This is a genomic window from Mycobacterium timonense (genome assembly GCF_025821985.1).
GTDB classification, from domain to species: domain Bacteria; phylum Actinomycetota; class Actinomycetes; order Mycobacteriales; family Mycobacteriaceae; genus Mycobacterium; species Mycobacterium avium.
This window is the reverse complement of sequence record NZ_JACKSY010000116.1, coordinates 16199-40924: the sequence shown is the minus strand read 5'-3', so window position 1 is coordinate 40924 and position 24726 is coordinate 16199. Positions and strand designations below refer to the sequence as shown.

Genomic DNA, 24726 nt, shown 5'->3' with positions numbered 1-24726 from the left:
CGTAGCGAAACAGCCACCGCCGAGCGGACTTTCGCTCCTCTGTAGCTGCCCGCGTGCTAGGCACCGTTGTTCGGCCCGCCGGAGTTCTGCCCGGGGATGTCGGTGATCGGGAAGTTGGGCATCGGCTTCGGCGAGGGCGTGTCGGGCAGCTTGGGGATGTCGGAGGCGGGGATGTCGCGCAGCCCGTTGACCGGTGGGCCGTTCTCCCGGCTGCCGTAACTGCTGCCGGGCGCTCGCGGCCCCAGCAGTTCGCTGACCGTCACCAGCCGGTAGCCGTTGGCCTTGAGCACCGGGATGAACTGGTACACCAGATCGACGGTGCTCGAGTAGGTGTTGTGGAACAACACCACCGAGCCCGGTTTGATGTAGGTCATCAGCATGTACCGCGTCGCGGCGGTGTTGGAGTCATTGGCCCAATCGAAAGGGATGACATCCCAAAGGATTTCGGCTAGCCCCAATTGACCGGCGGTCTGACGCACCACCGGGTTGGACAGCCCGCCGGCGGGGCGGTACAGGTTCGGGGTGCGGCCGGTGGCGGCGTGGATCGCGTCATTGGCCCTGGTGAATTGGGCGGCGACGTCCTCGGTGGGGATGGTGGTCATGTTGGGGTGTTCCCAGGTGTGGTTGCCGATCTCCATTCCCGCATCGGCGATGCGCTTGGCGCCGGCCGGGTTCGCGGCCACCTTGTTGCCGATCAGAAAGAAGGTGGCCTTGGCGTCGTTGTCCTTGAGGATCTGCAGCAGCCGCTCGTCGAACGGGCCGGGCCCGTCGTCGAACGTCAGCGCCACGCATTTGACGACCGAGCAGCTCAGGTCGTCGGCGCGGGTGACGTGGCCGGTCAGCCCGCCGATCACCAGCACCGCGACGGCCGCCAGCACCCCGACGACCGTGCGCCAGTAGCGCCAGGCCAGGGTGTCGGGTCGTTTCGCCACCGTGGAAGTTTATCGAAAGCGGCCGTACAACCCGGGGCGGCGAGGCCGCCGCTCGTAACGGCAGGGCGCAAACCGGGCCCCGGAATCGCCGTGGCGTTACGAGCGAGCCCTGCGAAACCAGGCGCCGTCAGTGCGGCCCGGCGATCTCCTCGAGCATCTCGGTGACCAGCGCGGCGATCGGCGACCGCTCGCTGCGCAGCAAGGTGATGTGGGCGAACAGCGGGTGGCCCTTGAGCTTTTCGATCACCGCCGCGACCCCGTCGTGGCGGCCCACCCGCAGGTTGTCGCGCTGGGCGATGTCGTGGGTGAGCACCACCCGCGAGCCGGTGCCCAGCCGGGACAGCACGGTCAGCAACACGTTGCGCTCCAGCGACTGCGCCTCGTCGACGATGACGAACGAGTCGTGCAGCGAGCGGCCGCGGATGTGGGTCAGCGGCAGCACCTCGAGCATGCCGCGGGACAGCACTTCGTCGAGCACCGCCGGGCTGGCCAGACCCTCGAGGGTGTCGAAGACGGCCTGCGCCCACGGACCCATCTTCTCGCTCTCGCTGCCGGGCAGGTAGCCCAGCTCCTGACCACCCACGGCGTAGAGCGGACGGAAGACCACCACCTTGCGCTGGGTGCGCCGTTCCAGCACCGCCTCCAGGCCCGCGCACAGCGCGAGCGCCGACTTGCCGGTGCCGGCCTTGCCGCCCAGCGACACGATGCCCACCGACTCGTCGAGCAGCAGGTCCAGCGCCACCCGCTGTTCGGCCGAACGCCCGCGCAGCCCGAACGCCTCCCGATCGCCGCGGACCAGCTGCACACGTTTGTCCGGGTTGACCCGGCCCAGCGCGTGCGAGCTTCCGCCGAGCAACCGAATTCCGGTGTGGCACGGCAGGTCTCGCGCCTCCGCCAGGTCGATCTCGCCCTCGGTGAACAGCGCGTCGATGTCCTCGGTCGCGGTCTCGAGCTCGTGCATCCCCGACCAGCCGGAGGCCACCACGTCCTGGGCGTGGTACTCGTCGGCGGCCAGTCCCACCGCGGCGGCCTTGACCCGAAGCGGAATGTCCTTGCTCACCAAGGTGACTCGCTTGCCCTCGGCGGCCAGGTTGGCGGCGCAGCTCAGGATCCGGGAGTCGTTGCTGTCGCTGCGGAAACCCGCGGGCAGCACCGCCGGGTCGGTGTGGTTGAGCTCGACGTGCAGCGAACCGCCTTGCGTCCCAACCGGAATCGGCTGATCCAGCCGTCCGTGCAGCAGCCGCAGATCGTCGAACAGACGCAGCGCCTGGCGGGCGAACCATCCCAGCTCGTGATGGTGGCGTTTGGCCTCCAGTTCGCTGATCACCACCAGCGGGACCACCACCTCGTGTTCGGCGAACCGGCTGCACGCCCACGGGTCGGACAGCAGCACGGAGGTGTCGATCACGTAGGTCCGGATATCGGTCACGTAGCGCTCCTCGAGCGGGATGAGCCCGCGCGGACCCGCGCAGGCATGTCGGCGGGAACCGCAGCACCAGGACCGGGGCCGGTCCTTCCGTTGTGGTGACGGGAGGTGCCGCCCTGGCAGCAGAGCATGACGCTGGCCATCGAGAACGACGCTACTCTCGTGGCCGCTGCGCAGCAGCGCAGGCGCGCCGACGGGTGCGCGCCGGCGCGCGAAGAAGGGTCAGCCGATGACGAACGGCTTGAGGGCGGGCTCGTCGGCCACACCCCATGCGCGGATGCGGTCGGAGATCACCTGGCGCAGGTCATTCTCGGTGAAGACGCCGGCCTCGGCGATGTTGCGCAGCTTGTCCTGGTAGGCGTCGATGTCGGCGCCGGGCACCTCCAGCTCGGCCGCGCGGGCGGCGATCGCGGCGATCGTCTCGTCGCGGGTGTATTCCAGGCAGCGCGCGACGAGGTTGGAGAAGAACAGCTCGTGGCGCCGCTCGTCCCGGGAGATCCGGTCGACCAGCCCGGACAGGATCGGCTCCTCGAGCTTTGCGGACAGGTTCTCGCAGAACACGGCGTGGCTGCGTTCGGTGAAGGCCATGTAGACCAGGGTCTCCACCTGGCTGTAGGTGTCGGCGCGGTAGCCCTTCATCACGTACTGCACGCGGGCCTCTTCGTTGGCGGTGGGGTCGACCTCGCGGGTCACCACCAGGTAATTCCGCAGCGCAATGGCGTGCAGGTGCTCCTCGGCGGTCCACCGGCCCAGCCAGCGGCCCCAATAGTCCTCGAGGATGAAGTGCTCGACGAGCTCGCGGTGGTGTGCGGCCAGGTTGTCCTTGAGCAGCAGCATGATCTCGCAGGCGTCCGTCAGCGGCCTCGGCAGCGTGGCCGACGACGGATCCCAGTCGCGTCCGCCGAGGAAGGCGAAGTTCTCGCCCCGGTCGTACGGCACGTAGTCGTGGGCGAACCAGAGTTCCTCGGTGGACAGGTGTCGATCCATGTTGGCTTCGACAACCGGCTCGAGTTCCAGGGTCAGCGCGTTAGCGACAGGTCTTTCGGCCATGGAGATAACTGTAACTTGCGTACACAGGTTCGTGAAATCGTCCGCGCCGCCGCGGGCAAAGTGGTGACTTTGGTCCCCAGCGGCCGGCTACCGGCCGACCAGCGCCCAGTCTTCGAGGCCCTCGTACAGCGGGAAATCCCTGGCCAGCCGGGTGACCCGGTCCCGCAGCGCCGCCAGATCGGCCCCGCGGCCGCCCGCCAGCGCGGTGGCGATGACGTCGGCGACCTCACTGAACTCGGCGTCCCCGAAGCCCCGGGTGGCCAGGGCCGGCGTGCCCACCCGCAACCCGGAGGTGACCATCGGCGGCCGGGGATCGTTGGGCACGGCGTTGCGGTTGACGGTGATGCCGATCTCGTGCAGCAGGTCCTCGGCGGCCTGGCCGTCGAGCTCCGAGTTGCGCAGGTCGACCAGCACCAGGTGGACGTCGGTGCCGCCGCTGACGACCGACACGCCGGCGGCCGCCACGTCGGCGCCCGACAGCCGCTCGGCGAGGATGCGCGCCCCGGACAGGGTGCGCCGCTGCCGGTCGGCGAACTCTTCCGTGCCGGCGATCTTGAGCGCGACGGCCTTGGCGGCGATGACGTGCATGAGCGGCCCGCCCTGCTGGCCGGGGAACACCGCGGAGTTGATCGACTTGGCGTACTCCTGCTTGCCCAGGATCAGGCCGGAGCGCGGGCCGCCGAGCGTCTTGTGCACGGTGGTGGACACCACGTCGGCGTGCGGAACCGGGGACGGGTGCAGCCCGGCGGCGACCAGGCCCGCGAAGTGTGCCATGTCGACCCACAGCTTGGCGCCGACCTCGTCGGCGATCGACGCGAACGCCGCGAAGTCCAGCACCCGCGGGTAGGCCGACCAGCCGGCGATGATGACCTTGGGACGGAACTCGAGGGCCTTGGCCCGCACCGCGTCCATGTCGATCAGGTGCGTGGTCGGGTCGACGCCGTAGAAGCCGACGTCGTAGAGCTTGCCGGAGAAGTTCAGCTTCATGCCGTGCGTCAGGTGCCCGCCGTTGGCCAGGTCCAGACCCAGCAGCCGCTCCCCCGGCGTCATCAGCGCGTGCAGCACGGCCGCGTTGGCCTGGGCACCCGAATGCGGCTGCACGTTGGCGAAGTCGGCGCCGAAGAGGGCCTTGGCCCGATCCCGGGCGATGTTCTCCACCACGTCGACGTACTCGCAGCCGCCGTAGTAGCGGCGGCCGGGCAGCCCCTCGGCGTACTTGTTCGTCAGCACGCTGCCCTGGGCCTGCAGCACCGCGCGCGGGACGAAGTTCTCCGAGGCGATCATCTCCAGCGTGTCGCGCTGGCGGCCCAGCTCCTGACCCAGCAACCCGGCGATGTCGGGGTCGATGTCGGCGAGCGGCGCCGACATCAGCGACGCCGTGTCGGATGCGGTGGGGCGAGCGTCAGGTGCAGCAGTCACGGCGCCAGTCTATCCAGGGCCGGCTTTTCGCCAGCCCTGCCGTCGGGCGCGGGCGAGCCCCTGCCACACTTGCACTATGCCGCGGCTTAGCGAGCCGAGCCCGTATGTGGAGTTCGACCGAAAGCAATGGCGTGCGCTGCGTATGTCCACGCCGCTGGCCCTCACCGAGGAGGAACTGGTCGGCCTGCGCGGTCTGGGCGAACAAATCGACCTGCTGGAAGTGGAAGAGGTCTACCTGCCGCTGGCCCGGCTCATCCACCTTCAGGTGGCCGCCCGGCAGCGGTTGTTCGCCGCCACCGCCGAGTTCCTCGGCGAACCTCAGCAAAACCCGGACCGGCCGGTGCCGTTCGTCATCGGGGTGGCCGGCAGCGTGGCCGTCGGCAAGTCGACCACCGCGCGCGTGCTGCAGGCGCTGCTGGCCCGCTGGGACCACCACCCGCGGGTGGACCTGGTGACCACCGACGGGTTCCTGTACCCGAACGCCGAGCTGGACCGGCGAAACCTGATGCACCGCAAGGGATTTCCGGAAAGCTACAACCGCCGGGCGCTGATGCGGTTCGTGACGTCGGTCAAGTCCGGTTCGGACTACGCCTGCGCGCCGGTGTATTCGCACCTGAAATACGACATCATCCCGGGGGCCAAGCACGTGGTCCGCCATCCCGACATCCTGATCCTGGAGGGCCTCAACGTCCTGCAGACCGGGCCCACCCTGATGGTGTCGGACCTGTTCGACTTCGGCATCTACGTCGACGCGCGGATCGAAGACATCGAGCAGTGGTACATCTCGCGGTTCCTGGCGATGCGCAGCACCGCCTTCGCCGATCCCGAGTCGCACTTCCACCACTACGCGGCGCTCAACGACACCAAGGCGGTGGCCGCGGCCCGGGAGATCTGGCGCTCGATCAACCGGCCCAACCTGGTGGAGAACATTCTGCCCACCCGGCCGCGGGCCACCCTGGTGCTACGCAAGGACGCCGACCACTCGATCAACCGGCTGCGGCTGCGCAAGCTGTGAGCCCGGCGCCGGCCGGCGGTCAGGCCGTCTCGAGCCGGCGCACGCCCGCGTATTGCACGGCGGCGAACGCCGCCGTGTAGGCCGCGCTGGCCAGCGTCAGGGCGACTCCGGCGCCGGTCAGCGGCAACACGCCGGCGGCCACGATCGCGGCCAGCGTGAACACCGCGTTGGCCGCCACGATGCTGATACCCGCGCGGCGCAGGTCCGGCAGCGCGCCCAGGCTGAACACCACCAGGCCGTAGAGCACGAAGAAGGCTCCGCCGATGTACTCCTGGAAGGAGGTCAGGCCGGTCAGCGACGAGAGCGGATCGGCGGCGACGGCGACGGCCAGACCGCACAATCCGGTCAGCGTGGCGTCGGCGCGCACCGCGAAACGCAACAGCGAGTCGGTCGAGTCGTAGAGGGGCCGGACGGTGACGCCGGATACCCCGGAAACAGTGCTCATGTGATTACTCCTCGCGATGGCGGGTTGGTGTCGAACAGGTTTGAGCGTGCCGCCGGAGCACTGCCATATCGACTCGTGGCGCTGCCAACTGCTGCCACGAGTTGTATGACCAGCTGGTTCACCCGGCTATTCCCGTCAGCGGGTAAATATTTGACACGCGCCAGTCCGTGTCGGCTAGTGGCCTGGTCACGGGCGCAGGGCACAGCGCTGTGCCGTCCGGCGACCGCGGTGACTGCAGTACCCGTTCTACTCGCTGGGAACCGGGACCCGCCCGCGAAGGTCGGCGGCGATCAGCCGGGCGGCGGCGTTCTGCCAGTTGTGCAACGAGCGCTGGGGAACCTCGGTGACGAACCACTGCCAGGCCTGCCGAGCCGTCGGATCCAGGCCCGACGCGGTGGCGTTCTGGGCGTAGGCGCGCACCCCGACGACGTAGGGGAAATACAGCGAGTTGTAGTGGCGCCACTCCTCGGTGGTCCCGAAGTCGCCGCCGTCGCGCGGCTTGAGCCGGGCGATGGCGTCGGCCAGCACGGCCTTGAGCTCGGTGGCCCGCTCGATCGGCTGGTCGGGGGCCCCGCGGGCGGCCAGCCGCTCGTCGATCACCGGCAACGCGGTCAGCGGGCTGGCGACCAGCTTGGTCAGATCCCCGTAGTGCCCGAGTGCCCGACGGGTGAGCCTGGCGAAGGTGACGTCGTCGACGCCGTCCAGCGGATGCTCCTGGCGCAGCGGCAGCGCCGCGCCGGTGTGCCGCAGCGCGGCCCGATCCGCCCGCAGCGCAGGCGATTTCGAGAACGCCAGCCGGTCGAGCAGCCCGGCCAGCGGATCGGCGAGCACCTGCACGGTGATCGCGATCGCCAGGCTGGTGAACAGCAGCACGGTCAGCGCGGTCCGCGCGCCGGGATCGGTGCGGGTCACCGCCAGCCCGATCAGCGCCTGGCCGCCGAACAGCACGGCGACCGCCACCGAACCGGCGAACGAGCGCAGCATGTCGGCGCGCAGCGCGTGCCCCTCGTCGAACGCGTCCCACAGCGCGACGGCGACGCCGAGCCCCAGCACGTCGCAGCTCGTCGAGGCCAGCGCAAGCCAGCTGGGCACCAGGCCCAGCGGAATGATCAGGATCGCGTTGGCCAGCGCGAAGAACAAGGTGGCGGTGACAGCCAGCCCGACGGCCGGCCGGGGCCGCCGCGGCCGGCGCAACGCGACGGCCATCGCGCCCAGGGTCGACACCGAGATCGCCGCCATCATCAGCCAGTGGCCGGGCCGCAGCGGCCCGTCCACGCTGCCGGCCAGCGCCGCGCCGAGCAGCGTCAGCGCCGCCACCCCGGCCACCAGCAGCACCTCGCGGGTGCGGCTGCGCCAGCCGTCGGGGGGCCGGGACAGCTCCACGAGCACCGCGAACCAGGCCACGCCGGGCACCGCCGTCAGGTAGATCTCGACGCGGCTCAGCAGCGGGGCGTGCGCGGGACTGGCGGTGCGGACCGCGTCCAGCCCCACCACGAGCGCGAACCCGCACAGTCCGATGGCCGCCAGCACCAGGACGGGTTTGCGCGGATCGCGGGCGGCCAGATACAGGCCCAGCCAGGCGCTCAGCGTGAACACCACCGCCGACAGCGCAGCCATGCACCAAGTGTGGCACGCAGGTCGAGTGGTGCTTAAGGCCTTCTGGGCGGCGGGTTATTTGCCGTAGCGGCGGTGCCGCTGGCTGTAGTCGCGCAGCGCCCGCAGGAAGTCGACCCGGCGGAAGGCCGGCCAGTGCGCCTCGGTGAACCACATCTCGGAGTAGGCGCTTTGCCACAGCAGAAAACCCGACAGCCGTTGCTCGCCGGAGGTGCGGATCACCAGGTCCGGATCGGGTTGCCCCGAGGTGTACAGGTTTTCCGAGATCGCGTCGACGGTGACCGCGTCGATCAGCTCTTCGGCCGTCGCCCCGTTGGCCAGTTCCTTGCTCAGCAGCGAGCGCACGGCGTCGACGATCTCCCGCCGGCCGCCGTAGCCGACGGCGACGTTGACGTGGAAGGACGCCTCGACCGGGGTGGACTCGACGGCGCCGCGCAGCCGGCGGGCCGGCTCCTCGCCGAGCAGCTCGAGGTCGCCGACGGTGCGCACGCTCCACCGGTTGGCCGGCGCGCAGATCTCCTCGACGACGTCGGTGATGATTTCGATCAGCCCGGCCAGCTCGTCGGGGTCGCGCTGCAGGTTCTCCGTGGAAAGCAGGTACACCGTGGTCATCTCGATGCCGGCTGCCTGACACCAGCGCAGCATCTCGGCGATCTTGACCGCGCCCATCCGGTAGCCGTAGCTGACGTCGTCGTACCCGGCGTCGCGCGCCCAGCGCCGGTTGCCGTCGCACAGCACCGCGATGTGGCGGGGCAGGTCGGCCTTCGCGGCACCGAGCTCCTGGCGCAACCGCATCTCGTAGATGCGGTACAACGGCTCCTTGAGTCGCGGCGGAATGATTTCCACGAACACACACCCTACTGCCAGCGGCGATCGTTTCACCGGTGCTGATTTCGGCCGCGTCGTGCGGGCCGTCGCCGCACAGCTCGCGACGGCGCCGCGGCCGTTCCTGGCTACTCTGACTGGTGAGCAGCCGCCGGCCGCATCCCTTGCATCCCTATCCGGCAGACCACCCCCAGGAGACATGAGCAGCCAGACCAGCACCGCCCCCAACCCGGAGCCCGATCACGAGGCGATCGTCCCGGGCAACACCGTCGAGCAGCTCGTCGAAGGCGCCGCCCAGGTTCTGGGCAAGCCGCGGATGCGCGGCTGGATCCACTTCTACTCGGCGTGGCTGGCCGTCATCACCGGCGCCACGCTGGTGTCGGTGTCGTGGGCGGCCGCCTCGCCGCGCGCCGGGCATTCGACGCTGATCTACGCCGCGGCCACGGTCGCGCTGTTCGCGGTCAGCGCCACCTATCACCGGGTGAAGTGGAAGACCGAGGCCGCCCGCACCCGGATGAAGCGGCTGGACCACTCGATGATCTTCGTGTTCATCGCCGGCAGCTACACCCCGTTCGCCCGGCTGGTGATGCCGCAGAACACCGGGGTGGTGGTGCTGTGCATCGTGTGGGGCGGCGCGCTGGCGGGCATCGCGCTCAAGGTCTGCTGGCCGACCGCGCCGCGCTGGCTGGGGGTGCCGCTGTACCTGCTGCTGGGCTGGGTGGCCATCTGGTATGCGCCGACGATCCTGCACCAGGCCGGGGTGGCCGCGATGGTGCTGCTGGCGGTGGGCGGGGTGCTCTACAGCGTGGGCGGCATCTTCTACGCGCTGCGCTGGCCGGATCCGTGGCCTAGCACGTTCGGCTACCACGAGTTCTTCCACGCCCTCACCGCGATCGCGGCGATCCTGCACTACATCGCCATGTGGTTCGCCGTGTTCTACACCGGCGACCATGCGTGGCTGGCCACGGCATGATCGTCCGGGTTACGGCCGGCTGACGTCGTCGTCCGGGGACCAGTACGCCTTCATCGCGGCGACCTTCCCGTTGCCGTCGAACACCATCACGTCGATCGGCTCGATCACCATCCGGTGCTCGCCGGCGGTCACGGTCAGCCGGAAGTGGAACGCCGCCTCGTTGCCGGCCACCCGCAGCGTCAGCAGCTCGCATTCGCGCTGCAGGTTGTCGAGCGCGGAGTAGAAGCCGTGGATGGCCTGGCGGCCGATGTGCACCTCGCCGCCGACCGGGTCCTCGACGGTGGCGTCGTCGGCGTACAGCTCGACCAAGTCGTCGGCGCCGCCCTTGGCGACCAGTTCGATGTAGCGGTGGACCGTGTTCCTGATCGCGTCGGTCTTGGCGTCATTCGGCATGCGACGCAGGGTATCTCGCGGTCAGGGCGCGGGCGCACCCAGGGCGGCGGCCAGTTCGGGTGTGCGGGTGACCGGCAGGTCGCAGACCCGGCCGCGGCATACGTAGGCGGCGTCGGCGCCGGCCACCCGGTCGCGGCCGGACAGCAGCTCCGACGAATCCCGCGGGCCGCCCACCACGATCGCCCCGCCGGGCGCCAGCCGTCGCGCGTCGGCCAGCAGCGCCGAGCGGGCGGGGTCGCAGGCCACCGCGATCTGCAGCGGCCCGCGCACCGCGGCCTCGGCGACGGCCAGCCAATGCCCGGCCGTGCGCGGGGCGCGTTCCAGCAGCACCGCCTGCGCGCGCAGCGCGTCGGTGGCGGCGCGCAGGTACCGCTCGGCGCGCTCGCCGCCGACCAGGTGCGCGGCGGTCAACAGGGCTTCGGTGACCGACGACGCGCCCGACGGGGTGGCCCCGTCCAGCGGGTCGGCCGGCCGCAGCATCAGCCGCTCGGCGTCGTCGGCGGTGTCGAACCAGCGGCCGGGCCGCTGCGGATCGGCGAAATGCGCCAGGGCGGTGTCGAGCAGGTCGGTCGCGGCGGTCAGCCAGCTGTCCTCGGCGCTCAGCTGATACAGCGCCAGCAGGCCGGTGGCCAGCATCGCGTAATCCTCGAGGATGGCGGCGCTGTCGCCGACCACCCCGCCCAGGCTGGCCCGTCGCAGCCTGCCGTCGACGACGTGCAGGTCGAGCACAGACCGTGCGCAGCGCCGGGCGGCGTCGGCGAGCCCGAGGTCGTCCAGCGCGACGCTGGCCTCGGTGAAAGCGGTGATGGCCAAGCCGTTCCAGGACGTGACGACTTTGTCGTCGCGGCCTGGCTGGATTCGGCTGCGCCGGGCGGCCAGCAACGCCGCGCGCACCCGGTCGAACCGCGGGGTGTCCGGCGGGTCCGCGGGCAGCCGCAGCACCGAGCTGCCGTGCTCGAACGTTCCGGTCTCGGTGACCCCGAAAACAGCTGCGGCCCAACGCCCGTCGTCGGGCCCGAGCACCTCGGTCAGCTGTGCCGGCGTCCACACATAGGTCGAGCCCTCCCGGCCGTCGGCGTCGGCGTCCAGCGACGAGGTGAACATGTCGCCGTCGGCGAGGTCGTCGAGCAGAAACCGCGCGGTCTCGGCCGTGACCCGCGCCGCCAGCGGGTCGCCGGTGCGGCGGGCCCAATGCGCGTAGACCCGCAGCAGCAGCGCGTTGTCGTACAGCATCTTCTCGAAATGCGGTACCACCCAAGCGTTGTCGACGCTGTAGCGGGCGAAGCCGCCGCCCAGCTGGTCGTAGATCCCGCCGCGGGCCATCGCCGCACCGGTGTGCGCCACCGCCTGCAGCACCGCTGCTGACCCGGTGCGCTCGTAGCTGCGCAGCAGCGCCTCCAGCAGCGCCGACGGCGGGAATTTGGGGGCGCCGCCGAACCCGCCGTGCACCGTGTCCCGGTCGGCGATGATCGCGGCGACGGCCTCGTCGCACAGCGCCGCCGCGAGGTCCGCACCGCCCGCGGGCAGCCCGGAGGTCATCTTGCGCAGCTCGCCGGCGATGCGGTCCGACGCCTCCTCGACCTCGCCGCGGCGCTCCCGCCAGGTGGCCGAGACAGCCGAAAGCAGTTGCAGGAAGGCGTCTTTGGGATAGTAGGTGCCGCAGAAGAAGGGCCGGCCGTCCGGTGTCAGGAAACACGTCATCGGCCAACCGCCGTGCCCGGTCAGGGCGACGGTGGCGTTCATGTACACCGCGTCGATGTCGGGGCGTTCCTCGCGGTCGACCTTGACGCAGACGAATCCGGAGTTCATCGCCGCGGCCACGTCGGGGTCTTCGAACGACTCGTGGGCCATGACGTGGCACCAGTGGCAGGCGGCGTACCCCACCGAGAGCAGGATCGGCACGTCGCGGGCGGCGGCGTCGGCCAGTGCCTGCGGGGTCCACTGCTGCCAGTGCACCGGGTTGTCGGCGTGCTGACGCAGATACGGGCTGGTCGCCCGCCCAAGGGTATTCGTGGCCGACGGGTCAGCCGGGCTCATCGCCGGATCCCGGGGGTCGCGGTGACCCGTTGGCCTGGTCCGGGCCGGGATCGGCGTCCGGTGCGCCCTCCGCGTCGACCGCGTCGGTGCCCTCGTCGGCGGCCTGATCCGGCTCGGGGTGTTGGGGGTCGAACGATTCGGGCACCTTGCGCAGTTGCCGGTTCATCGACCGCAGCAGGAACAGCGTGCTGATCAACAGCAGCACAACGATCAGCAGCCCGACCGGGCTGGCCTTGCCGAAGTCGGGTCCGGTGTGGTGCGGTGCGCCGTCGGCCACCGCACCGGAGAGCACCAGGAGGTGGTTCACGCGTCGGGCTCGATTCCGGCGAACAGGTCGTCTTCGGGCAACCGGACCGGGACCCGGGAGCGGGCCAACTCGAATTCCTCAGTGGGCCAAAGCCGTTGCTGCCATGCGATGGGGGCGGCGAAGAAGTCGTGGTCCGGGTCGATCTGGGTGGTGTGCGCCCGCAGCGCGTCGTCGCGCTGGCTGAAATAGGCCGAGCATTCCACGCGGGTGGTGACGCGGGACTCGAACGGGTCGTGGGCGGGATCCCAATGCTCGAGCCACTTCTTGAACGGCGGTTCGTGACCGTGTTTGACCGCTTCGTCGTGCAGCAGCTGCATCCGCGCCCGCAGGAAGCCGTGGTTGTAGTACAGCTTGGACACCGTCCACGGCTCGCCGGCGTCCGGGAAGCGCCGGTAGTCGCCGGCCGCCTCGTAGGCGCCGACCGAAACCTGGTGGCAGCGAATGTGATCGGGATGCGGGTAGCCGCCGGTTTCGTCGTAGGTGGTCATCACGTGCGGCCGGAATTCGCGGACCACGCGGACCAGCGCCTCGATCGCCTCCTCCAGCGGCACCAGCGCGAAGCATCCCTCGGGCAGCGGCGGCGGCGGGTCGCCCTTGGGCAATCCGGAGTCGACGAACCCCAGCCAGGTGTGCTCGACGCCGAGGATCTCGGCTGCCTTGGCCATTTCGTCGCGCCGGATTTCGGCGATGTGGCCGTGCACCTCGGGCAGGTCCATCGCCGGGTTGAGGATGTCGCCGCGCTCGCCGCCGGTCAACGTCACCACCAGCACCCGATGGCCCTCGTCGGCGTAGCGGGCCAGGGTCGCCGCGCCCTTGCTGGACTCGTCGTCGGGATGGGCGTGCACCGCCATCAACCGCAATTCGCTCACGTGCTCCCTTGTCGCTTCCGGTGGTCGCCCGGTCTGACCCTATAATTCCAGTTCCGCATCCGTGCCCGCCGCCGGCCGCTGCCGGCGCCCGATGACCAGGCAAAACCACCATGACCGAAACCCGCCCGAACGAGCGCTACGGCCGTTCGGCGCTGTCGCGCATTCCGCGGCGGTGGGTGATCGCCGCGCTGGGCGTGCTGGTGGTGGCGGCCGGGCTGGCGGTGGCCGTCGTCGGCTATCACCGGTTCGGCACCAGCGACGTCAAGGCGACGATGGTCGGGTACCGGGTGCTCGACGACCAGACCGCGTCGATCACGATCAGCGTGACGCGATCGGATCCGTCCCGCCCGGTGGACTGCATCGTGCGGGTCCGCTCCCACGACGGCGGCGAGACCGGCCGGCGCGAGCTGCTGGTCCCGCCGTCCGGGGCGGCCACCGTCGAGGTGACGACGACGGTGAAGTCCTTCCAGCCGCCGGTGGTGGCCGACGTCTACGGCTGCGGCACCGACGTGCCCGGCTATCTGCGGCCGTCCTGACCGGCCCGGATCGACGCCGAACTGCGAATTTGGAGTCATCGACTGTTTGCGCGGTGGTAACATGGATGAATGCACGGTTCCGGTTGGGGCCGTGTTGCTGCATTAGCGGCCGTGAGCAAAACGGGGCGGCAGCACACGGGGAGGCACCCGCACGCTCTGGGCGACGGAGTTAACAGGACTTACGCGAACTCGCGGAACAACATACGAGGAGCACGACGAGATGACGGATACTTCCGTGACCTGGCTTACCCAGGAGTCGCACGACCGGCTCAAGGCCGAGCTCGATCAGTTGATCGCGAATCGTCCGGTCATCGCCGCGGAGATCAACGACCGCCGCGAGGAGGGTGACCTGCGCGAGAACGGCGGCTACCACGCCGCCCGCGAAGAGCAGGGCCAACAGGAGGCCCGGATTCGCCAGCTGCAGGATCTGCTCAACAACGCCAAGGTCGGCGAGGCGCCCAAGCAGTCCGGTGTCGCGCTGCCCGGCTCGGTGGTCAAGGTCTACTACAACGGCGACAAGTCCGACACCGAGACGTTCCTCATCGCCACCCGCCAGGAGGGCGTCAACGACGGCAAGCTCGAGGTGTACTCGCCCAATTCACCGCTGGGCGGCGCGCTGATCGACGCCAAGGTGGGCGAGACCCGCAGCTACACCGTGCCCAACGGCAGCACCGTCGAGGTCACGCTGGTCAGCGCGGAGCCCTACCACTCCTGAGTCCGAGCGCTCGGCGTATCAACTGAGCGCCCGATCGAGGTCGGCCAGCAGGTCGTCGACGTCCTCGATGCCGACCGACAGCCGCACCAGATCGTCGGGCACCTCCAGTTGCGACCCCGCCGTCGACGCGTGCGTCATCGCGCTGGGGTGCTCGATCAGCGACTCGACCCCGCCCAGCGACTCGGCCAGGATGAACACCCGGGTGTTGGCGCACAGCTTTCGGGCGGCCTGCCGGCCGCCGCGCATCCGCACCGAGACCATGCCGCCGAAGCCCGACATCTGCCGGGCGGCGACGTCGTGGCCCGGATGGCCGGGCAGGCCGGGATAGAGCACCGCGCTCACCGCGGGGTGCCCGGCGAGGAATTGCGCTACGGCAGAGGCGTTTTCGGTGTGCCGCTGCATCCGCAGCACCAGCGTCTTCAGCCCGCGCATGGTCAGGTAGGCGTCGAACGGGCCGGGCACCGCGCCCGCCCCGTTCTGTAAGAACCCGAACGCGTCGTCCAGCTCGGCGTCGTTGGTGACCAGCGCACCGCCCACCACGTCGGAGTGCCCGCCGATGTACTTGGTGGTGGAATGCAGCACGATGTCGGCGCCCAGCGTCAACGGCTGCTGCAGCGCCGGCGAGGCAAAGGTGTTGTCCACCAACACCTTTGCCGAGTGCTGGTGGCCCAGCTGGGCCAGCGCGGCGATGTCGGCGATCGACAGCAACGGGTTGGTCGGGGTTTCCACCCAGATCAGCCGGGTGCGCGGCGTGATCGCGGCGGCCACGGCGTCGAGCTGATGCAACGGCACCGGCGTGTATTCGACGTTCCAGCGGGTGAACACCTTGTCGATCAACCGAAAGGTGCCGCCGTAGGCGTCATTCGGGATCACCACGTGGTCGCCGGGCCGCAGCACCGCCCGCAGCGCGCAGTCGGTGGCGGCCATGCCGGAGGCGAAGGCCCGCCCGTGGCTGCCGGCCTCCACCGCGGCCAGCGTGGCCTCCAGCGCGGCCCGGGTCGGGTTGCCGGTGCGGGCGTACTCGTACCCGCCGCGCAGCGCGCCCACCCCGTCCTGGGCGAAGGTGCTGCTGGCGTAGATCGGCGTGTTGACCGCTCCGGTCGCCGGGTCCGGCCGGTAGCCGGCGTGAATCGCCTTGGTGGCCAGTCCGCTGAACTCGGGGTGTGCGTTGCCGTCGTCGCTCATCGACGATCAGCCTAGGGGACGGCCGCGGTCGCCGGCCCTAGCTCGGCGGGCTTTCGGAGCCGTCGAGCGGCAGGCACACGGTCGTCATGATCTTGTCCGCCAGCGTCTGCCGCTTGGAATCCCATAGCGGGAAAAGGAATCCGATGAAGCAGATGATCGCGTCGACGAAGTGCGCCAGCGCCCGCACCACCGACATCCCGAAGCCGACGGGTTGGCCGGTGACCTCGCTGACCACTTTGAACTTCATCACCGACTTGCCCACGCTCGACCCGGTGGTGCCCTGCCGGTAGCCGTAATTCCAGATCAGGTAGAACAACCCGACGATCGACGCCAACCACTGCGCCACCAGGCCAAGCGTCGAGTTCTGGGTGGCGCAGTACTGGTTCACCGCGTACTGCCTGACGTCGGTGATGCAGGCGGTCTGCTGGGTGGCCACCAGGATCGCGGTGCCGATGCCGTGCACCACGACGTACGGGAGGATGTCGATGACGAACGCCAGCGCGCGGGTGAGCCACGGCGTGTAGTCCTGCGTGGGCAGGGTGCGGATCGCCGGTCCCGGGGGCGGCGGCGCGTATCCCCCCGACGGCGGCGGCGGTGGCGGATAGGACCCGCCGGGCGGCGGGGGCGGCGGGAAAGACCCGCCGGGTGGAGGCGGTGGCTGCTGCCCACCGGGGGGCGGAGTCGGCTGACCGCCGGGCGACCCGGGCGACGAGGGAGGTGGCGGGTAGGCGCCGCCGGGCGGCGGTTGATCGGTCATGGGCAACCTTCCACTCCGGGTCAGCTGGACATCAGTCGAACTAGGCCGAAACAGTACCCGAGGGTTCGACGTCCGAGCGAGACGCGCGACCTAGCGCCGCCCGCCCGATCCGCGGGGTCCCTCGGAGAGGAAACCGAGCAAGTCGTAGCGGGTGATCACACCCACCGGCTTGCCCTCCTCGACCACCATCAGGGCGTCCCAATCGCGCAGCGCCTTGCCCGCCGCGCTGACCGATTCGCCGGCGCCGATCATCGGCAGCGGCGGGCTCATGTGCAGCGAGACCGCGTCGGCCAGCTTCGCCCGGCCCTCGAAAACCGCTGACAGCAGCTCACGTTCGGAGACGCTGCCGGCGACCTCGCCGGCCATCACCGGCGGCTCGGCGCCGACCACCGGCATCTGGGACACCCCGTACTCGCGCAGGATGCCGATGGCGTCGCGCACGGTTTCCGACGGGTGGGTGTGCACCAGGTCGGGCAGCTCACCGGACTTGCGGCGCAACACGTCGCCGACGCGGGACTGGTCGGTCGACCCGTCCAGCCGGGTACGCAGGAACCCGTAGGAGGACATCCAGGCGTCGTTGAAGATCTTCGCCATGTAGCCGCGCCCGCCGTCGGGCAGCAGCACCACCACCAGCGCGTCGGGCCCGGCCTGCTCGGCCACCCGCAGCGCCGCCACCACGGCCATGCCGCAGGACCCGCCGACCAGCATCGCCTCCTCGCGGGCCAGCCGCCGGGTCATGTTGAACGAGTCGGAGTCCGACACCGCGATGATCTCGTCGGGCACCGTGCGGTCGTAGGCCTGCGGCCAGAAGTCCTCGCCGACACCCTCGACCAGATAGGGCCGGCCGGTGCCGCCGGAATACACCGATCCCTCGGGGTCGGCGCCGATGACGCGGACCCGGCCGCCGGACACCTCCTTGAGGTAGCGGCCCGCGCCGGTGATGGTGCCGCCGGTGCCGATGCCGGCGACGAAATGGGTGACCTTGCCGTCGGTGTCGGCCCAGATCTCCGGGCCGGTGGTGGCGTAGTGGCTGGCCGGGCCCTCCGGGTTGGCGTACTGGTCGGGCTTCCAGGCGCCCTCGATCTCGGTGACCAGCCGGTCCGAGACGCTGTAGTAGCTGTCCGGATGCTCGGGCGGCACCGCCGTCGGGCACACCACCACCTCGGCGCCGTACGCCATCAACACGTTGCGCTTGTCCTCACCGACCTTGTCCGGGCAGACGAACACGCACTTGTAGCCGCGCTGCTGGGCCACCAGCGCCAGCCCGACACCGGTGTTGCCCGAGGTGGGTTCGACGATGGTGCCGCCGGGCTTCAGCGCACCGCTGGCCTCGGCGGCGTCGATCATCCTGACCGCGATCCGGTCCTTGGAGCTGCCGCCGGGGTTGAGGTATTCGACCTTGGCCGCCACGATGCCCGCGCCGTCGGGCACGACGGAGTTCAGCCGCACCAGCGGCGTGCCGCCGATGAGGTCACTGATGTGCTGCGCGATCCGCATGCGTCACATCGTCTCAGGCGGTTTCCCGCGGCGCACAAGGACTCAGCCGGTGGCCTCGCGGATGTAGTCGCCGATCTGGCGCAGCGACCGCCTGGCCTCGGGCACCATCGGCGCGGCCAGCTGGAAGTCGTGGATCTGTCCCGGCCACACCCGCACCTCGGCCGGCACGCCCGCCGCGGCCAGCCGGCTCGCCGCCAGCCGGGCGTCGTGCAGCAGCACCTCGGAGCCCGACACGTGAATCAGCGTGCGCGGCAGCCCCGGCTCGATGTGCTCGAGCGGCTCGTAGATCTCCTCGGGCTTGCCGTCGACGATGTTCTTCGCCGCCGCGCCGGCCACCAGCTCGGCCAGGGCGTCGAACGCGCCGGCGCCGAACATCGCGTCGGTGTCGATGTTGGGGTGGGCCTGCTTGGGCTCCTTGGCCAGCTGCAGCAGCGGCGAGATCATCACCAGCGCGGCGGGTTCCTCACCCTCGCGCTGCAGGCGTTGCGCCAGCGTCAGCGCCAGGTAGCCGCCCGCGGAGTCGCCGGCCAGCACGATCTGGTCGGGCTGGTAGCCGCGCAGCCGCAGCCACTGGTACGCGTCATGGCAGTCCTGCAGCGCCATGCCGACCGAATTCTTCGGCAGCAGACGGTAATTCACCACCAGCACGGGCGCGTCGGCGAAGGTGGAAAGGGCTTCGACGAGCCGGCCGTGCGAGTTCGCCCCGCAGGTCAGAAACGCCCCGCCGTGCAGGTAGACCACGACGCGGCGGGTGCCGTCGGCGGGCAGCACCCCGGGCGCGCGGACCAGCTGCGCCGACGCGTGCGGCAGCGCCACCGTCTCGCGCACGGTGGCCGACACCGGCAGCAGCACCCGGGCGGTGAGGTCGATCAGACCCCACGGCCAGGGCAGGTTGGGGGCGTGGCTGCCGACGGCCAGAATCGGCCGGATGGTCAGCCGTGAGGTCAGGTTGGCCAGTCGCGCAGCAACGCTGGGTCCGGATTCGAGAACCTCGACCGGTGCGCCGTCGCTGATCGCGAACTTGCGGATGCGCGCGCGGCGCGCCTTGAGGACGTCGTGGACACGGACGGGACTCTGCGATCCCGATACCTCGCTCGGTGCGGTCATGCTCAACACTTCCTACGCCGTTGTAGTGCGATACAGCATGTGACGAGGCTGTTGAGCGTCTGGTTCAGCCGTGTGCCAAGGCGCTCAGCCATCCCCTCGCTCTCAGCTTGACAGCCGTTGCTTAGCACAACGTATGAAATCTCTGATTTGATACCAGTTTTGCTTCGCACCGTGATCAGTTCGTTTTTCAGCCGCCTCCGCAAACTCCAAAGCGCCTCTAAACTTGATGCCGTGACCATTCGGGTGCCACGTCGTTCGGCGATCGCCCTGGCCACAGCGGGCGCGCTGGCCTCGACAGGAACCGCCTACCTGGGGGCACGCAGTCTGCTGGTCGGCCAGGCCACCCACGCGCGCACCGTCATCCCCAAGTCGTGGGACATCCCGCCGCGCGCCGACGGCGTGTACACCCGCGGCGGCGGGCCGGTGCAGCGCTGGCACCGCGGCATGGCCGTCGACCTGCACCTGATGATCTTCGGCGATTCCACCGCCGCCGGATACGGCTGCATGTGCGCCGACGAAGTGCCGGGGGTGCGCATCGCGCGGGGCCTGGCCGAGCAGACCGGCAAGCGAATCCGGTTGAGCACCAAGGCCATTGTGGGCGCCACGTCGAAAGGCGTGTGCGGCCAAGTGGATGCGATGTTCGTGGCCGGTCCGCCGCCGGACGTGGCGGTGATCATGGTCGGCGCCAACGACGTGACGGCGCTCAACGGTGTCAGCCAGTCGGCGCACCGGCTGGGGTTGTGCGTGCGCAAACTGCGGAACCGCGGCGCGGTGGTGATCGTGGGCACCTGCCCGGATCTGGGGTTCATCAGCGCCATTCCGCAACCGCTGCGATCGTTGGCGCACGAGCGGTGCCTGCAACTCGCCCGCGCCCAGACGGCAACCGTCCGCGCCGCCGGCGGGGTGCCGGTGCCGCTGGCCCAGCTGATGGCGCCGCAGTTCCGGGCCACCCCGGAGGCGATGTTCTCCGCCGACGGCTACCACCCCTCGGCCCCGGCCTACGCGCTGGCGGCCGACGCGCTGCTGCTCGCGCTGTGCGAGGCGCTGGGCGAGCAGGTGGAGCGACCGCCGCTGAACCAGCCGGTGCCCTCGGCACAGCCGGTGCTCGGGCAGCGGCACACCCGCAGCAGCGTGATGTCGCGGCTGTGGCGCCGTCCGGCACCCGGTGCCGCCCCGTCGTCGTGCCCCGAGGTCGGCAGCGACTAGATTTGTTCTCGCCCGTCGGGGTGGACCTACCCGGTGGTGACGCGAGCCAGCCCAATTCGAGGGACCCGCAGGGATCTGAAGGGAACAACCATGCCTGAAGCCGTCATCGTCTCAACTGCTCGCTCGCCGATCGGCCGCGCGATGAAGGGATCGCTGGTCAGCATGCGCCCCGACGACCTGGCCGTGCAGATCGTGCGCGCCGCGCTGGACAAGGTGCCGGCGTTGAACCCGCACCAGATCGACGACCTGATCCTGGGCTGCGGCCAGCCCGGCGGTGAGTCCGGATTCAACCTGGCCCGGGTGGTCGCCGTCGAGCTGGGCTTCGACTTCCTGCCGGGCACCACCGTCAACCGGTACTGCTCCTCGTCGCTGCAGACCTCGCGGATGGCGTTCCACGCGATCAAGGCCGGCGAGGGTGACGCGTTCATCTCCGCGGGGGTGGAGACGGTATCCCGGTTCCCCAAGGGCAGCGCCGACTCGTGGCCGGACACCAAGAACCCGCTGTTCAGCGAGGCGCAGGAGCGGTCGGCCGCCGCGGCCGAGGGCGCCGAGGAGTGGCACGACCCGCGCGCCGACGGCAAGCTGCCCGACATCTACATCGCGATGGGGCAGACCGCCGAGAACGTCGCCCTGCTGACCGGCATCAGCCGCGAGGACCAGGACCACTGGGGGGTGCGCAGCCAGAACCGCGCCGAGGAAGCGATCAAGAGCGGGTTCTTCGAGCGGGAGATCACCCCGGTCACGCTGCCGGACGGCACCACGGTCAGCACCGACGACGGCCCACGCCCCGGCACCACGTACGAGAAGATCCGCGAGCTCAAGCCGGTGTTCCGGCCCAACGGCACGGTGACCGCGGGCAACGCCTGCCCGCTGAACGACGGCGCCGCGGCGGTGGTGATCACCAGCGACACCAAGGCCAAGGAGCTCGGCCTGACGCCGCTGGCGCGCATCGTGTCCACCGGGGTCAGCGGCCTGTCGCCGGAGATCATGGGCCTGGGCCCGATCGAGGCCACCAAGAAGGCGCTGGCCCGCGCCAAAATGTCGGTCAGCGACATCGACCTGTTCGAGATCAACGAGGCGTTCGCGGTCCAGGTGCTGGGCTCGGCCCGCGAGCTGGGCATCGACGAGGACAAGCTGAACGTGTCCGGCGGCGCGATCGCGCTGGGTCATCCGTTCGGCATGACCGGCGCCCGGATCACCACCACGCTGCTCAACAACCTGCAGACCCACGACAAGACGTTCGGCCTGGAGACCATGTGCGTCGGCGGCGGCCAGGGCATGGCGATGGTGATCGAGCGCCTCAGCTGAGGCGTCGCGGTGTCTCCCGCTTTCCGGGGTGTGCTTCCCGGCGTCGTCGAGTGTGAATCCTGGTAGACGACACGCCGACGACACGCGCCGCGGTGCAACACCGAACGCCACCACCACACACTCGACACACTCGACCCGCACCGCATGAAAAAACCGGCGCGCCAACGGGCGCGCCGGTTTTCTCGGATGCCGAGAGAGCTAGTCGTTCTGTAGATAACTGAGCAGGCGCAGGATCTCGATGTACAGCCAGACCAGCGTCACGGTCAGGCCGAGCGCGATCCCCCACGCCGCCTTCTCCGGGGCACCGGCGCGCACCATCTGGTCGGCGGCGTCGAAGTCGATCAGGAAGCTGAACGCCGCGATGCCGATGCAGACCAGCGAGAAGATGATCGCCAGCGGGCCGCCGCTGCGCAGGCCCAGGCCGGCGCCGCCGCCGACACCGAACATGGCCAGCACGAAGTTGCCCAGCATCAGCGCCAGCACGCCGAACAACGCGGCGACCACCATCCGGGTGAACTTGGGGGTGACCCGAATGGCGCCGGTCTTGTAGACCACCAACATCCCGAAGAACACCCCGAAGGTGCCCATGACGGCCTCACCGATCAGCACGCCCGCATTGGCGCTGGAGACCGAGAAGTTGGCGAACACGAAGGAAAGGGCGCCGAGGAACAGGCCCTCGAGAACCGCGTAGCTGAGCACGATCGCCGGGCTGTCCTGCTTGCGCCCGAACGTCGCGACCAGCACCAGGCCCAGCCCGCCCAGCGCGCCGACCAGGGTCAGCGGCATCGCAAGGGCCACATTCGACAGCACCAGGAAGTAGGAGACGACCGCGGATGCCGCCAGCACGGCCAGCGTGATGCCGGTCTTGGTGACGACGTCGTCGATGGTCAGCGGTCGCGACGCCCTGGTCTCCTGGTACGGAGTCGCGTAGGGAGCCGCGTAGGGGTCGGCTTGATAGCCCTGCATGGGGGCCGCGCCAGTGCCGAATTGCGCGTATCCGCCGCTCTGCTTAGGCAGCGAACGAAATACCGGATTGCTTGTCTCCCGCACCGTCGGATCCTCTCTGATTGGCATCGAGCTGTGCGAACACCATCTCAACGATCAGCGGCTCCCCCCGGTTCCCAGCGGACCTGGGCGTTTCTCGAGTTGGAGAGCCTGCACCGTTGTCGTCGCGTTAAAGATAACCCTTACCCGCGGATACCGCGCCGGTCGTGACGATCTAGATTTCTTCCTCGAGGCTGAACCGGCGATGGGAGGCGAAGGCGTGACCGACGGATCCGACGAGGTTCTCACCGAAGTCGACGGAAACGTCGGCCTGATCACGCTCAACCGCCCCAAGGCGATCAACTCGCTGAATCAGCCGATGATCGACGCGCTGAGCGCCGTCCTCACCGACTGGGCGCGCGACGACAAGGTGCGCGCGGTGCTGCTGTCCGGCGCCGGGGAACGCGGGCTGTGCGCCGGCGGCGACGTGGTGTCCATCTATCACAGCGCCCGCAAGGACGGCGTCGAGGCGCGACGCTTCTGGCGCGACGAATATCAGCTCAACGCCCAGATCTCGGAGTTCGCCAAGCCCTACGTCGCGGTGATGGACGGCATCGTGATGGGCGGCGGCGTCGGCGTCAGCGCGCACGCCAACACCCGGGTGGTCACCGACACCTCCAAGGTCGCCATGCCCGAGGTCGGCATCGGGTTCATCCCCGACGTCGGCGGCGTTTACCTGCTGTCCCGCGCGCCCGGCGGGCTCGGCCTGCACGCCGCGCTGACCGGGGCGCCGTTCTCCGGCGCCGACGCCATCGCCATGGGATTCGCCGACCACTACGTGCCGCACGCCGACGTCGAGGCGTTCCGCCGCGCGGTGGTTGCCGACGGCGTCGAGAGCGCGCTGGCCAAATACGCCGTCGAGCCGCCACCCGGTGAGCTTGCGGCCCAACGTGATTGGATCGACGAGTGCTATGCGGGGCAGACCGTCGAGGACATCGTCGCCGCGCTGCGCGCGCATGGCGCGAGCCCGGCGCACGACGCCGCGGACCTGATCGCCACCCGCTCACCGATCGCGCTGTCGGTGACCCTGGCGGCAGTGCGCCGAGCGGCCGACCTACCGACACTGAAAGACGTTCTGGTGCAGGACTATCGGGTGTCGTCGGCGTCGCTGCGCTCACACGATCTGGTGGAGGGCATCCGGGCGCAGCTGATCGACAAGGACCGCAATCCGCAGTGGTCGCCCGCCCGGCTGGCCGACGTCACCGCGGCCGACGTCGAGGCGTATTTCGCCCCGGTGGACGACGACTTGAGTTTCTAGAAAGGCGATTTGGATGACCGACAGCACCGACCGCACCTTCGAAACCATCCTCGTCGAGCGCGAGGAGCGCGTCGGCATCATCACCCTGAACCGGCCCAAGGCGCTCAACGCGCTCAACACCCAGGTGATGAACGAGGTCACCACCGCGGCAACGGATTTCGACGCCGACCCCGGCATCGGCGCGATCATCATCACCGGATCGGCCAAGGCGTTCGCCGCGGGCGCGGACATCAAGGAGATGGCCGAGCTGACCTTCGCCGACGCCTACGGCGCCGACTTCTTCGCCACCTGGGGCAAGCTCGCCGCGGTGCGCACCCCGACGATCGCCGCGGTGGCCGGGCACGCACTGGGCGGCGGCTGCGAACTGGCCATGATGTGCGATGTGCTGATCGCCGCCGACACGGCGAAATTCGGCCAGCCCGAGATCAAACTCGGGGTGCTGCCCGGCATGGGCGGTTCGCAGCGGCTGACCCGCGCCATCGGCAAGGCCAAGGCGATGGACCTGATCCTGACCGGCCGCACCATCGACGCCGCGGAAGCCGAACGCAGCGGCCTGGTTTCGCGCGTGGTGCCCGCCGATGACCTGCTGACCGAGGCCAAGAAGGTCGCCACCACGATTTCGCAGATGTCGCGGTCGGCAGCCCGGATGGCCAAGGAGGCCGTCAACCGCGCTTTCGAAACCACCCTGGCCGAGGGGCTGCTCTACGAACGCCGGTTGTTCCATTCGACTTTCGCCACCGCCGACCAGTCCGAGGGGATGGCGGCCTTCGTCGAGAAGCGCGCGCCGAACTTCACCCACCGCTAGGAC

General features: G+C 69.8%; 24 protein-coding genes. 8 read left to right on the top strand and 16 right to left on the bottom strand.

Annotation, left to right across the window (positions count from 1 at the left end; translation table 11 throughout):
- Positions 1-56: 56 nt before the first annotated feature.
- The 4 genes from H7I87_RS28235 to glyA form a co-directional block, all read right to left on the bottom strand.
- On the bottom strand, positions 57-932 hold the full coding sequence (locus H7I87_RS28235) for a polysaccharide deacetylase family protein (protein WP_011724008.1): 876 nt from the start codon (positions 930-932) through the stop codon (positions 57-59).
- A gap of 127 nt (positions 933-1059) precedes the next feature.
- Complete coding sequence (gene phoH2, locus H7I87_RS28230) at positions 1060-2361, bottom strand: RNA 5'-3' helicase PhoH2 (protein ID WP_009975376.1); 1302 nt, start codon at positions 2359-2361, stop codon at positions 1060-1062.
- A 219-nt stretch (positions 2362-2580) separates the two neighbouring features.
- Positions 2581-3408, bottom strand: coding sequence for an acyl-ACP desaturase (locus tag H7I87_RS28225; protein WP_011724007.1), 828 nt, complete (start codon positions 3406-3408; stop codon positions 2581-2583).
- 87 nt (positions 3409-3495) lie between these two features.
- The gene (gene glyA / locus H7I87_RS28220; protein WP_031348075.1) at positions 3496-4776 is read right to left on the bottom strand and encodes a serine hydroxymethyltransferase; all 1281 of its coding nucleotides are present in this window, start codon (positions 4774-4776) and stop codon (positions 3496-3498) included.
- Between the two features lie 127 nt (positions 4777-4903).
- On the opposite strand from glyA, the gene coaA reads away from it, so the two are divergent.
- Complete coding sequence (gene coaA / locus H7I87_RS28215; protein ID WP_003875370.1) at positions 4904-5842, top strand: type I pantothenate kinase; 939 nt, start codon at positions 4904-4906, stop codon at positions 5840-5842.
- A gap of 19 nt (positions 5843-5861) precedes the next feature.
- Here coaA and H7I87_RS28210 read toward each other — a convergent pair whose 3' ends face one another.
- From H7I87_RS28210 to H7I87_RS28200, 3 genes are all read right to left on the bottom strand, one after another.
- Positions 5862-6287, bottom strand: coding sequence for a hypothetical protein (locus H7I87_RS28210; RefSeq protein WP_003875369.1), 426 nt, complete (start codon positions 6285-6287; stop codon positions 5862-5864).
- A gap of 246 nt (positions 6288-6533) precedes the next feature.
- Positions 6534-7904, bottom strand: a complete 1371-nt coding sequence (locus tag H7I87_RS28205; RefSeq protein ID WP_011724004.1) for a hypothetical protein — start codon at positions 7902-7904, stop codon at positions 6534-6536.
- Between the two features lie 54 nt (positions 7905-7958).
- The gene (locus H7I87_RS28200) at positions 7959-8747 is read right to left on the bottom strand and encodes a (2Z,6E)-farnesyl diphosphate synthase (protein WP_003878551.1); all 789 of its coding nucleotides are present in this window, start codon (positions 8745-8747) and stop codon (positions 7959-7961) included.
- Positions 8748-8925: 178 nt separating this feature from the next.
- Between H7I87_RS28200 and trhA the strand changes: the two genes are divergently transcribed.
- On the top strand, positions 8926-9699 hold the full coding sequence (gene trhA, locus H7I87_RS28195) for a PAQR family membrane homeostasis protein TrhA (protein ID WP_009975371.1): 774 nt from the start codon (positions 8926-8928) through the stop codon (positions 9697-9699).
- A 9-nt stretch (positions 9700-9708) separates the two neighbouring features.
- Here the strand turns inward: trhA and H7I87_RS28190 are convergent, their stop codons facing one another.
- Genes H7I87_RS28190 through mca form a run of 4 tightly spaced genes read right to left on the bottom strand, consistent with a single transcriptional unit; the run spans position 9709 to position 13305 of the window.
- A complete protein-coding gene (locus H7I87_RS28190) occupies positions 9709-10092 on the bottom strand; it encodes a nuclear transport factor 2 family protein (protein WP_003875365.1) in 384 nt (127 codons plus the stop codon).
- A gap of 21 nt (positions 10093-10113) precedes the next feature.
- Positions 10114-12129, bottom strand: a complete 2016-nt coding sequence (locus tag H7I87_RS28185) for a thioredoxin domain-containing protein (protein ID WP_011724003.1) — start codon at positions 12127-12129, stop codon at positions 10114-10116.
- Positions 12116-12436, bottom strand: a complete 321-nt coding sequence (locus H7I87_RS28180; protein ID WP_009975366.1) for a hypothetical protein — start codon at positions 12434-12436, stop codon at positions 12116-12118. Before H7I87_RS28180 ends, H7I87_RS28185 begins: the two co-directional genes overlap by 14 nt.
- Positions 12433-13305, bottom strand: a complete 873-nt coding sequence (mca, locus tag H7I87_RS28175) for a mycothiol conjugate amidase Mca (protein WP_011724002.1) — start codon at positions 13303-13305, stop codon at positions 12433-12435. The genes H7I87_RS28180 and mca overlap by 4 nt, the downstream gene beginning before the upstream one ends.
- Positions 13306-13415: 110 nt before the next feature.
- Here mca and H7I87_RS28170 point away from each other — a divergent pair, with 110 nt between their 5' ends.
- Positions 13416-13841, top strand: a complete 426-nt coding sequence (locus H7I87_RS28170; RefSeq protein WP_011724001.1) for a DUF4307 domain-containing protein — start codon at positions 13416-13418, stop codon at positions 13839-13841.
- A 220-nt stretch (positions 13842-14061) separates the two neighbouring features.
- Positions 14062-14556: a transcription elongation factor GreA gene (gene greA / locus H7I87_RS28165; RefSeq protein WP_003872695.1), complete on the top strand. Its 495-nt coding sequence runs from the start codon at positions 14062-14064 to the stop codon at positions 14554-14556.
- 18 nt (positions 14557-14574) lie between these two features.
- On the opposite strand, the gene H7I87_RS28160 is transcribed toward greA, so the two are convergent.
- From H7I87_RS28160 to H7I87_RS28145, 4 genes are all read right to left on the bottom strand, one after another.
- The gene (locus H7I87_RS28160; protein ID WP_003872696.1) at positions 14575-15741 is read right to left on the bottom strand and encodes a cystathionine gamma-synthase; all 1167 of its coding nucleotides are present in this window, start codon (positions 15739-15741) and stop codon (positions 14575-14577) included.
- Positions 15742-15778: 37 nt separating this feature from the next.
- Positions 15779-16498 carry an RDD family protein gene (locus H7I87_RS28155; protein ID WP_019733529.1) on the bottom strand — a complete coding sequence of 240 codons (720 nt, stop codon included), beginning with the start codon at positions 16496-16498 and terminating at the stop codon, positions 15779-15781.
- A gap of 90 nt (positions 16499-16588) precedes the next feature.
- Positions 16589-17995 carry a cystathionine beta-synthase gene (locus H7I87_RS28150; protein WP_003872698.1) on the bottom strand — a complete coding sequence of 469 codons (1407 nt, stop codon included), beginning with the start codon at positions 17993-17995 and terminating at the stop codon, positions 16589-16591.
- A 42-nt stretch (positions 17996-18037) separates the two neighbouring features.
- Positions 18038-19102: an alpha/beta hydrolase gene (locus H7I87_RS28145; protein WP_031351733.1), complete on the bottom strand. Its 1065-nt coding sequence runs from the start codon at positions 19100-19102 to the stop codon at positions 18038-18040.
- A gap of 243 nt (positions 19103-19345) precedes the next feature.
- Here H7I87_RS28145 and H7I87_RS28140 point away from each other — a divergent pair, with 243 nt between their 5' ends.
- Both H7I87_RS28140 and H7I87_RS28135 read left to right on the top strand, forming a co-directional pair.
- Complete coding sequence (locus tag H7I87_RS28140) at positions 19346-20308, top strand: SGNH/GDSL hydrolase family protein (RefSeq protein ID WP_009975361.1); 963 nt, start codon at positions 19346-19348, stop codon at positions 20306-20308.
- Between the two features lie 90 nt (positions 20309-20398).
- A complete protein-coding gene (locus H7I87_RS28135) occupies positions 20399-21616 on the top strand; it encodes an acetyl-CoA C-acetyltransferase (RefSeq protein ID WP_003872701.1) in 1218 nt (405 codons plus the stop codon).
- 198 nt (positions 21617-21814) lie between these two features.
- On the opposite strand, the gene H7I87_RS28130 is transcribed toward H7I87_RS28135, so the two are convergent.
- On the bottom strand, positions 21815-22666 hold the full coding sequence (locus H7I87_RS28130; RefSeq protein WP_003872702.1) for a Bax inhibitor-1/YccA family protein: 852 nt from the start codon (positions 22664-22666) through the stop codon (positions 21815-21817).
- A 214-nt stretch (positions 22667-22880) separates the two neighbouring features.
- On the opposite strand from H7I87_RS28130, the gene H7I87_RS28125 reads away from it, so the two are divergent.
- Together H7I87_RS28125 and H7I87_RS28120 are read left to right on the top strand one after the other, a co-directional pair.
- On the top strand, positions 22881-23918 hold the full coding sequence (locus H7I87_RS28125) for an enoyl-CoA hydratase/isomerase family protein (protein ID WP_003872703.1): 1038 nt from the start codon (positions 22881-22883) through the stop codon (positions 23916-23918).
- 13 nt (positions 23919-23931) lie between these two features.
- The gene (locus tag H7I87_RS28120) at positions 23932-24723 is read left to right on the top strand and encodes an enoyl-CoA hydratase (protein WP_009975355.1); all 792 of its coding nucleotides are present in this window, start codon (positions 23932-23934) and stop codon (positions 24721-24723) included.
- The last annotated feature ends 3 nt before the right edge of the window (positions 24724-24726 follow it).

Bases quoted from the DNA above. Each gene is read 5' to 3' on its own strand.
- H7I87_RS28155 (WP_019733529.1), bottom strand. From the start codon at position 16,498: ATGACCGATCAACCGCCGCCCGGCGGCGCCTACCCGCCACCTCCCTCG.
- trhA (WP_009975371.1), top strand. From the start codon at position 8,926: ATGAGCAGCCAGACCAGCACCGCCCCCAACCCGGAGCCCGATCACGAG.
- H7I87_RS28160 (WP_003872696.1), bottom strand. From the start codon at position 15,741: ATGAGCGACGACGGCAACGCACACCCCGAGTTCAGCGGACTGGCCACC.
- H7I87_RS28150 (WP_003872698.1), bottom strand. From the start codon at position 17,995: ATGCGGATCGCGCAGCACATCAGTGACCTCATCGGCGGCACGCCGCTG.
- coaA (WP_003875370.1), top strand. From the start codon at position 4,904: ATGCCGCGGCTTAGCGAGCCGAGCCCGTATGTGGAGTTCGACCGAAAG.
- H7I87_RS28225 (WP_011724007.1), bottom strand. From the start codon at position 3,408: ATGGCCGAAAGACCTGTCGCTAACGCGCTGACCCTGGAACTCGAGCCG.
- glyA (WP_031348075.1), bottom strand. From the start codon at position 4,776: ATGTCGGCGCCGCTCGCCGACATCGACCCCGACATCGCCGGGTTGCTG.
- greA (WP_003872695.1), top strand. From the start codon at position 14,062: ATGACGGATACTTCCGTGACCTGGCTTACCCAGGAGTCGCACGACCGG.
- H7I87_RS28210 (WP_003875369.1), bottom strand. From the start codon at position 6,287: ATGAGCACTGTTTCCGGGGTATCCGGCGTCACCGTCCGGCCCCTCTAC.
- H7I87_RS28120 (WP_009975355.1), top strand. From the start codon at position 23,932: ATGACCGACAGCACCGACCGCACCTTCGAAACCATCCTCGTCGAGCGC.
- H7I87_RS28145 (WP_031351733.1), bottom strand. From the start codon at position 19,102: ATGACCGCACCGAGCGAGGTATCGGGATCGCAGAGTCCCGTCCGTGTC.
- H7I87_RS28205 (WP_011724004.1), bottom strand. From the start codon at position 7,904: ATGGCTGCGCTGTCGGCGGTGGTGTTCACGCTGAGCGCCTGGCTGGGC.
- H7I87_RS28170 (WP_011724001.1), top strand. From the start codon at position 13,416: ATGACCGAAACCCGCCCGAACGAGCGCTACGGCCGTTCGGCGCTGTCG.
- H7I87_RS28185 (WP_011724003.1), bottom strand. From the start codon at position 12,129: ATGAGCCCGGCTGACCCGTCGGCCACGAATACCCTTGGGCGGGCGACC.
- H7I87_RS28135 (WP_003872701.1), top strand. From the start codon at position 20,399: ATGCCTGAAGCCGTCATCGTCTCAACTGCTCGCTCGCCGATCGGCCGC.
- H7I87_RS28190 (WP_003875365.1), bottom strand. From the start codon at position 10,092: ATGCCGAATGACGCCAAGACCGACGCGATCAGGAACACGGTCCACCGC.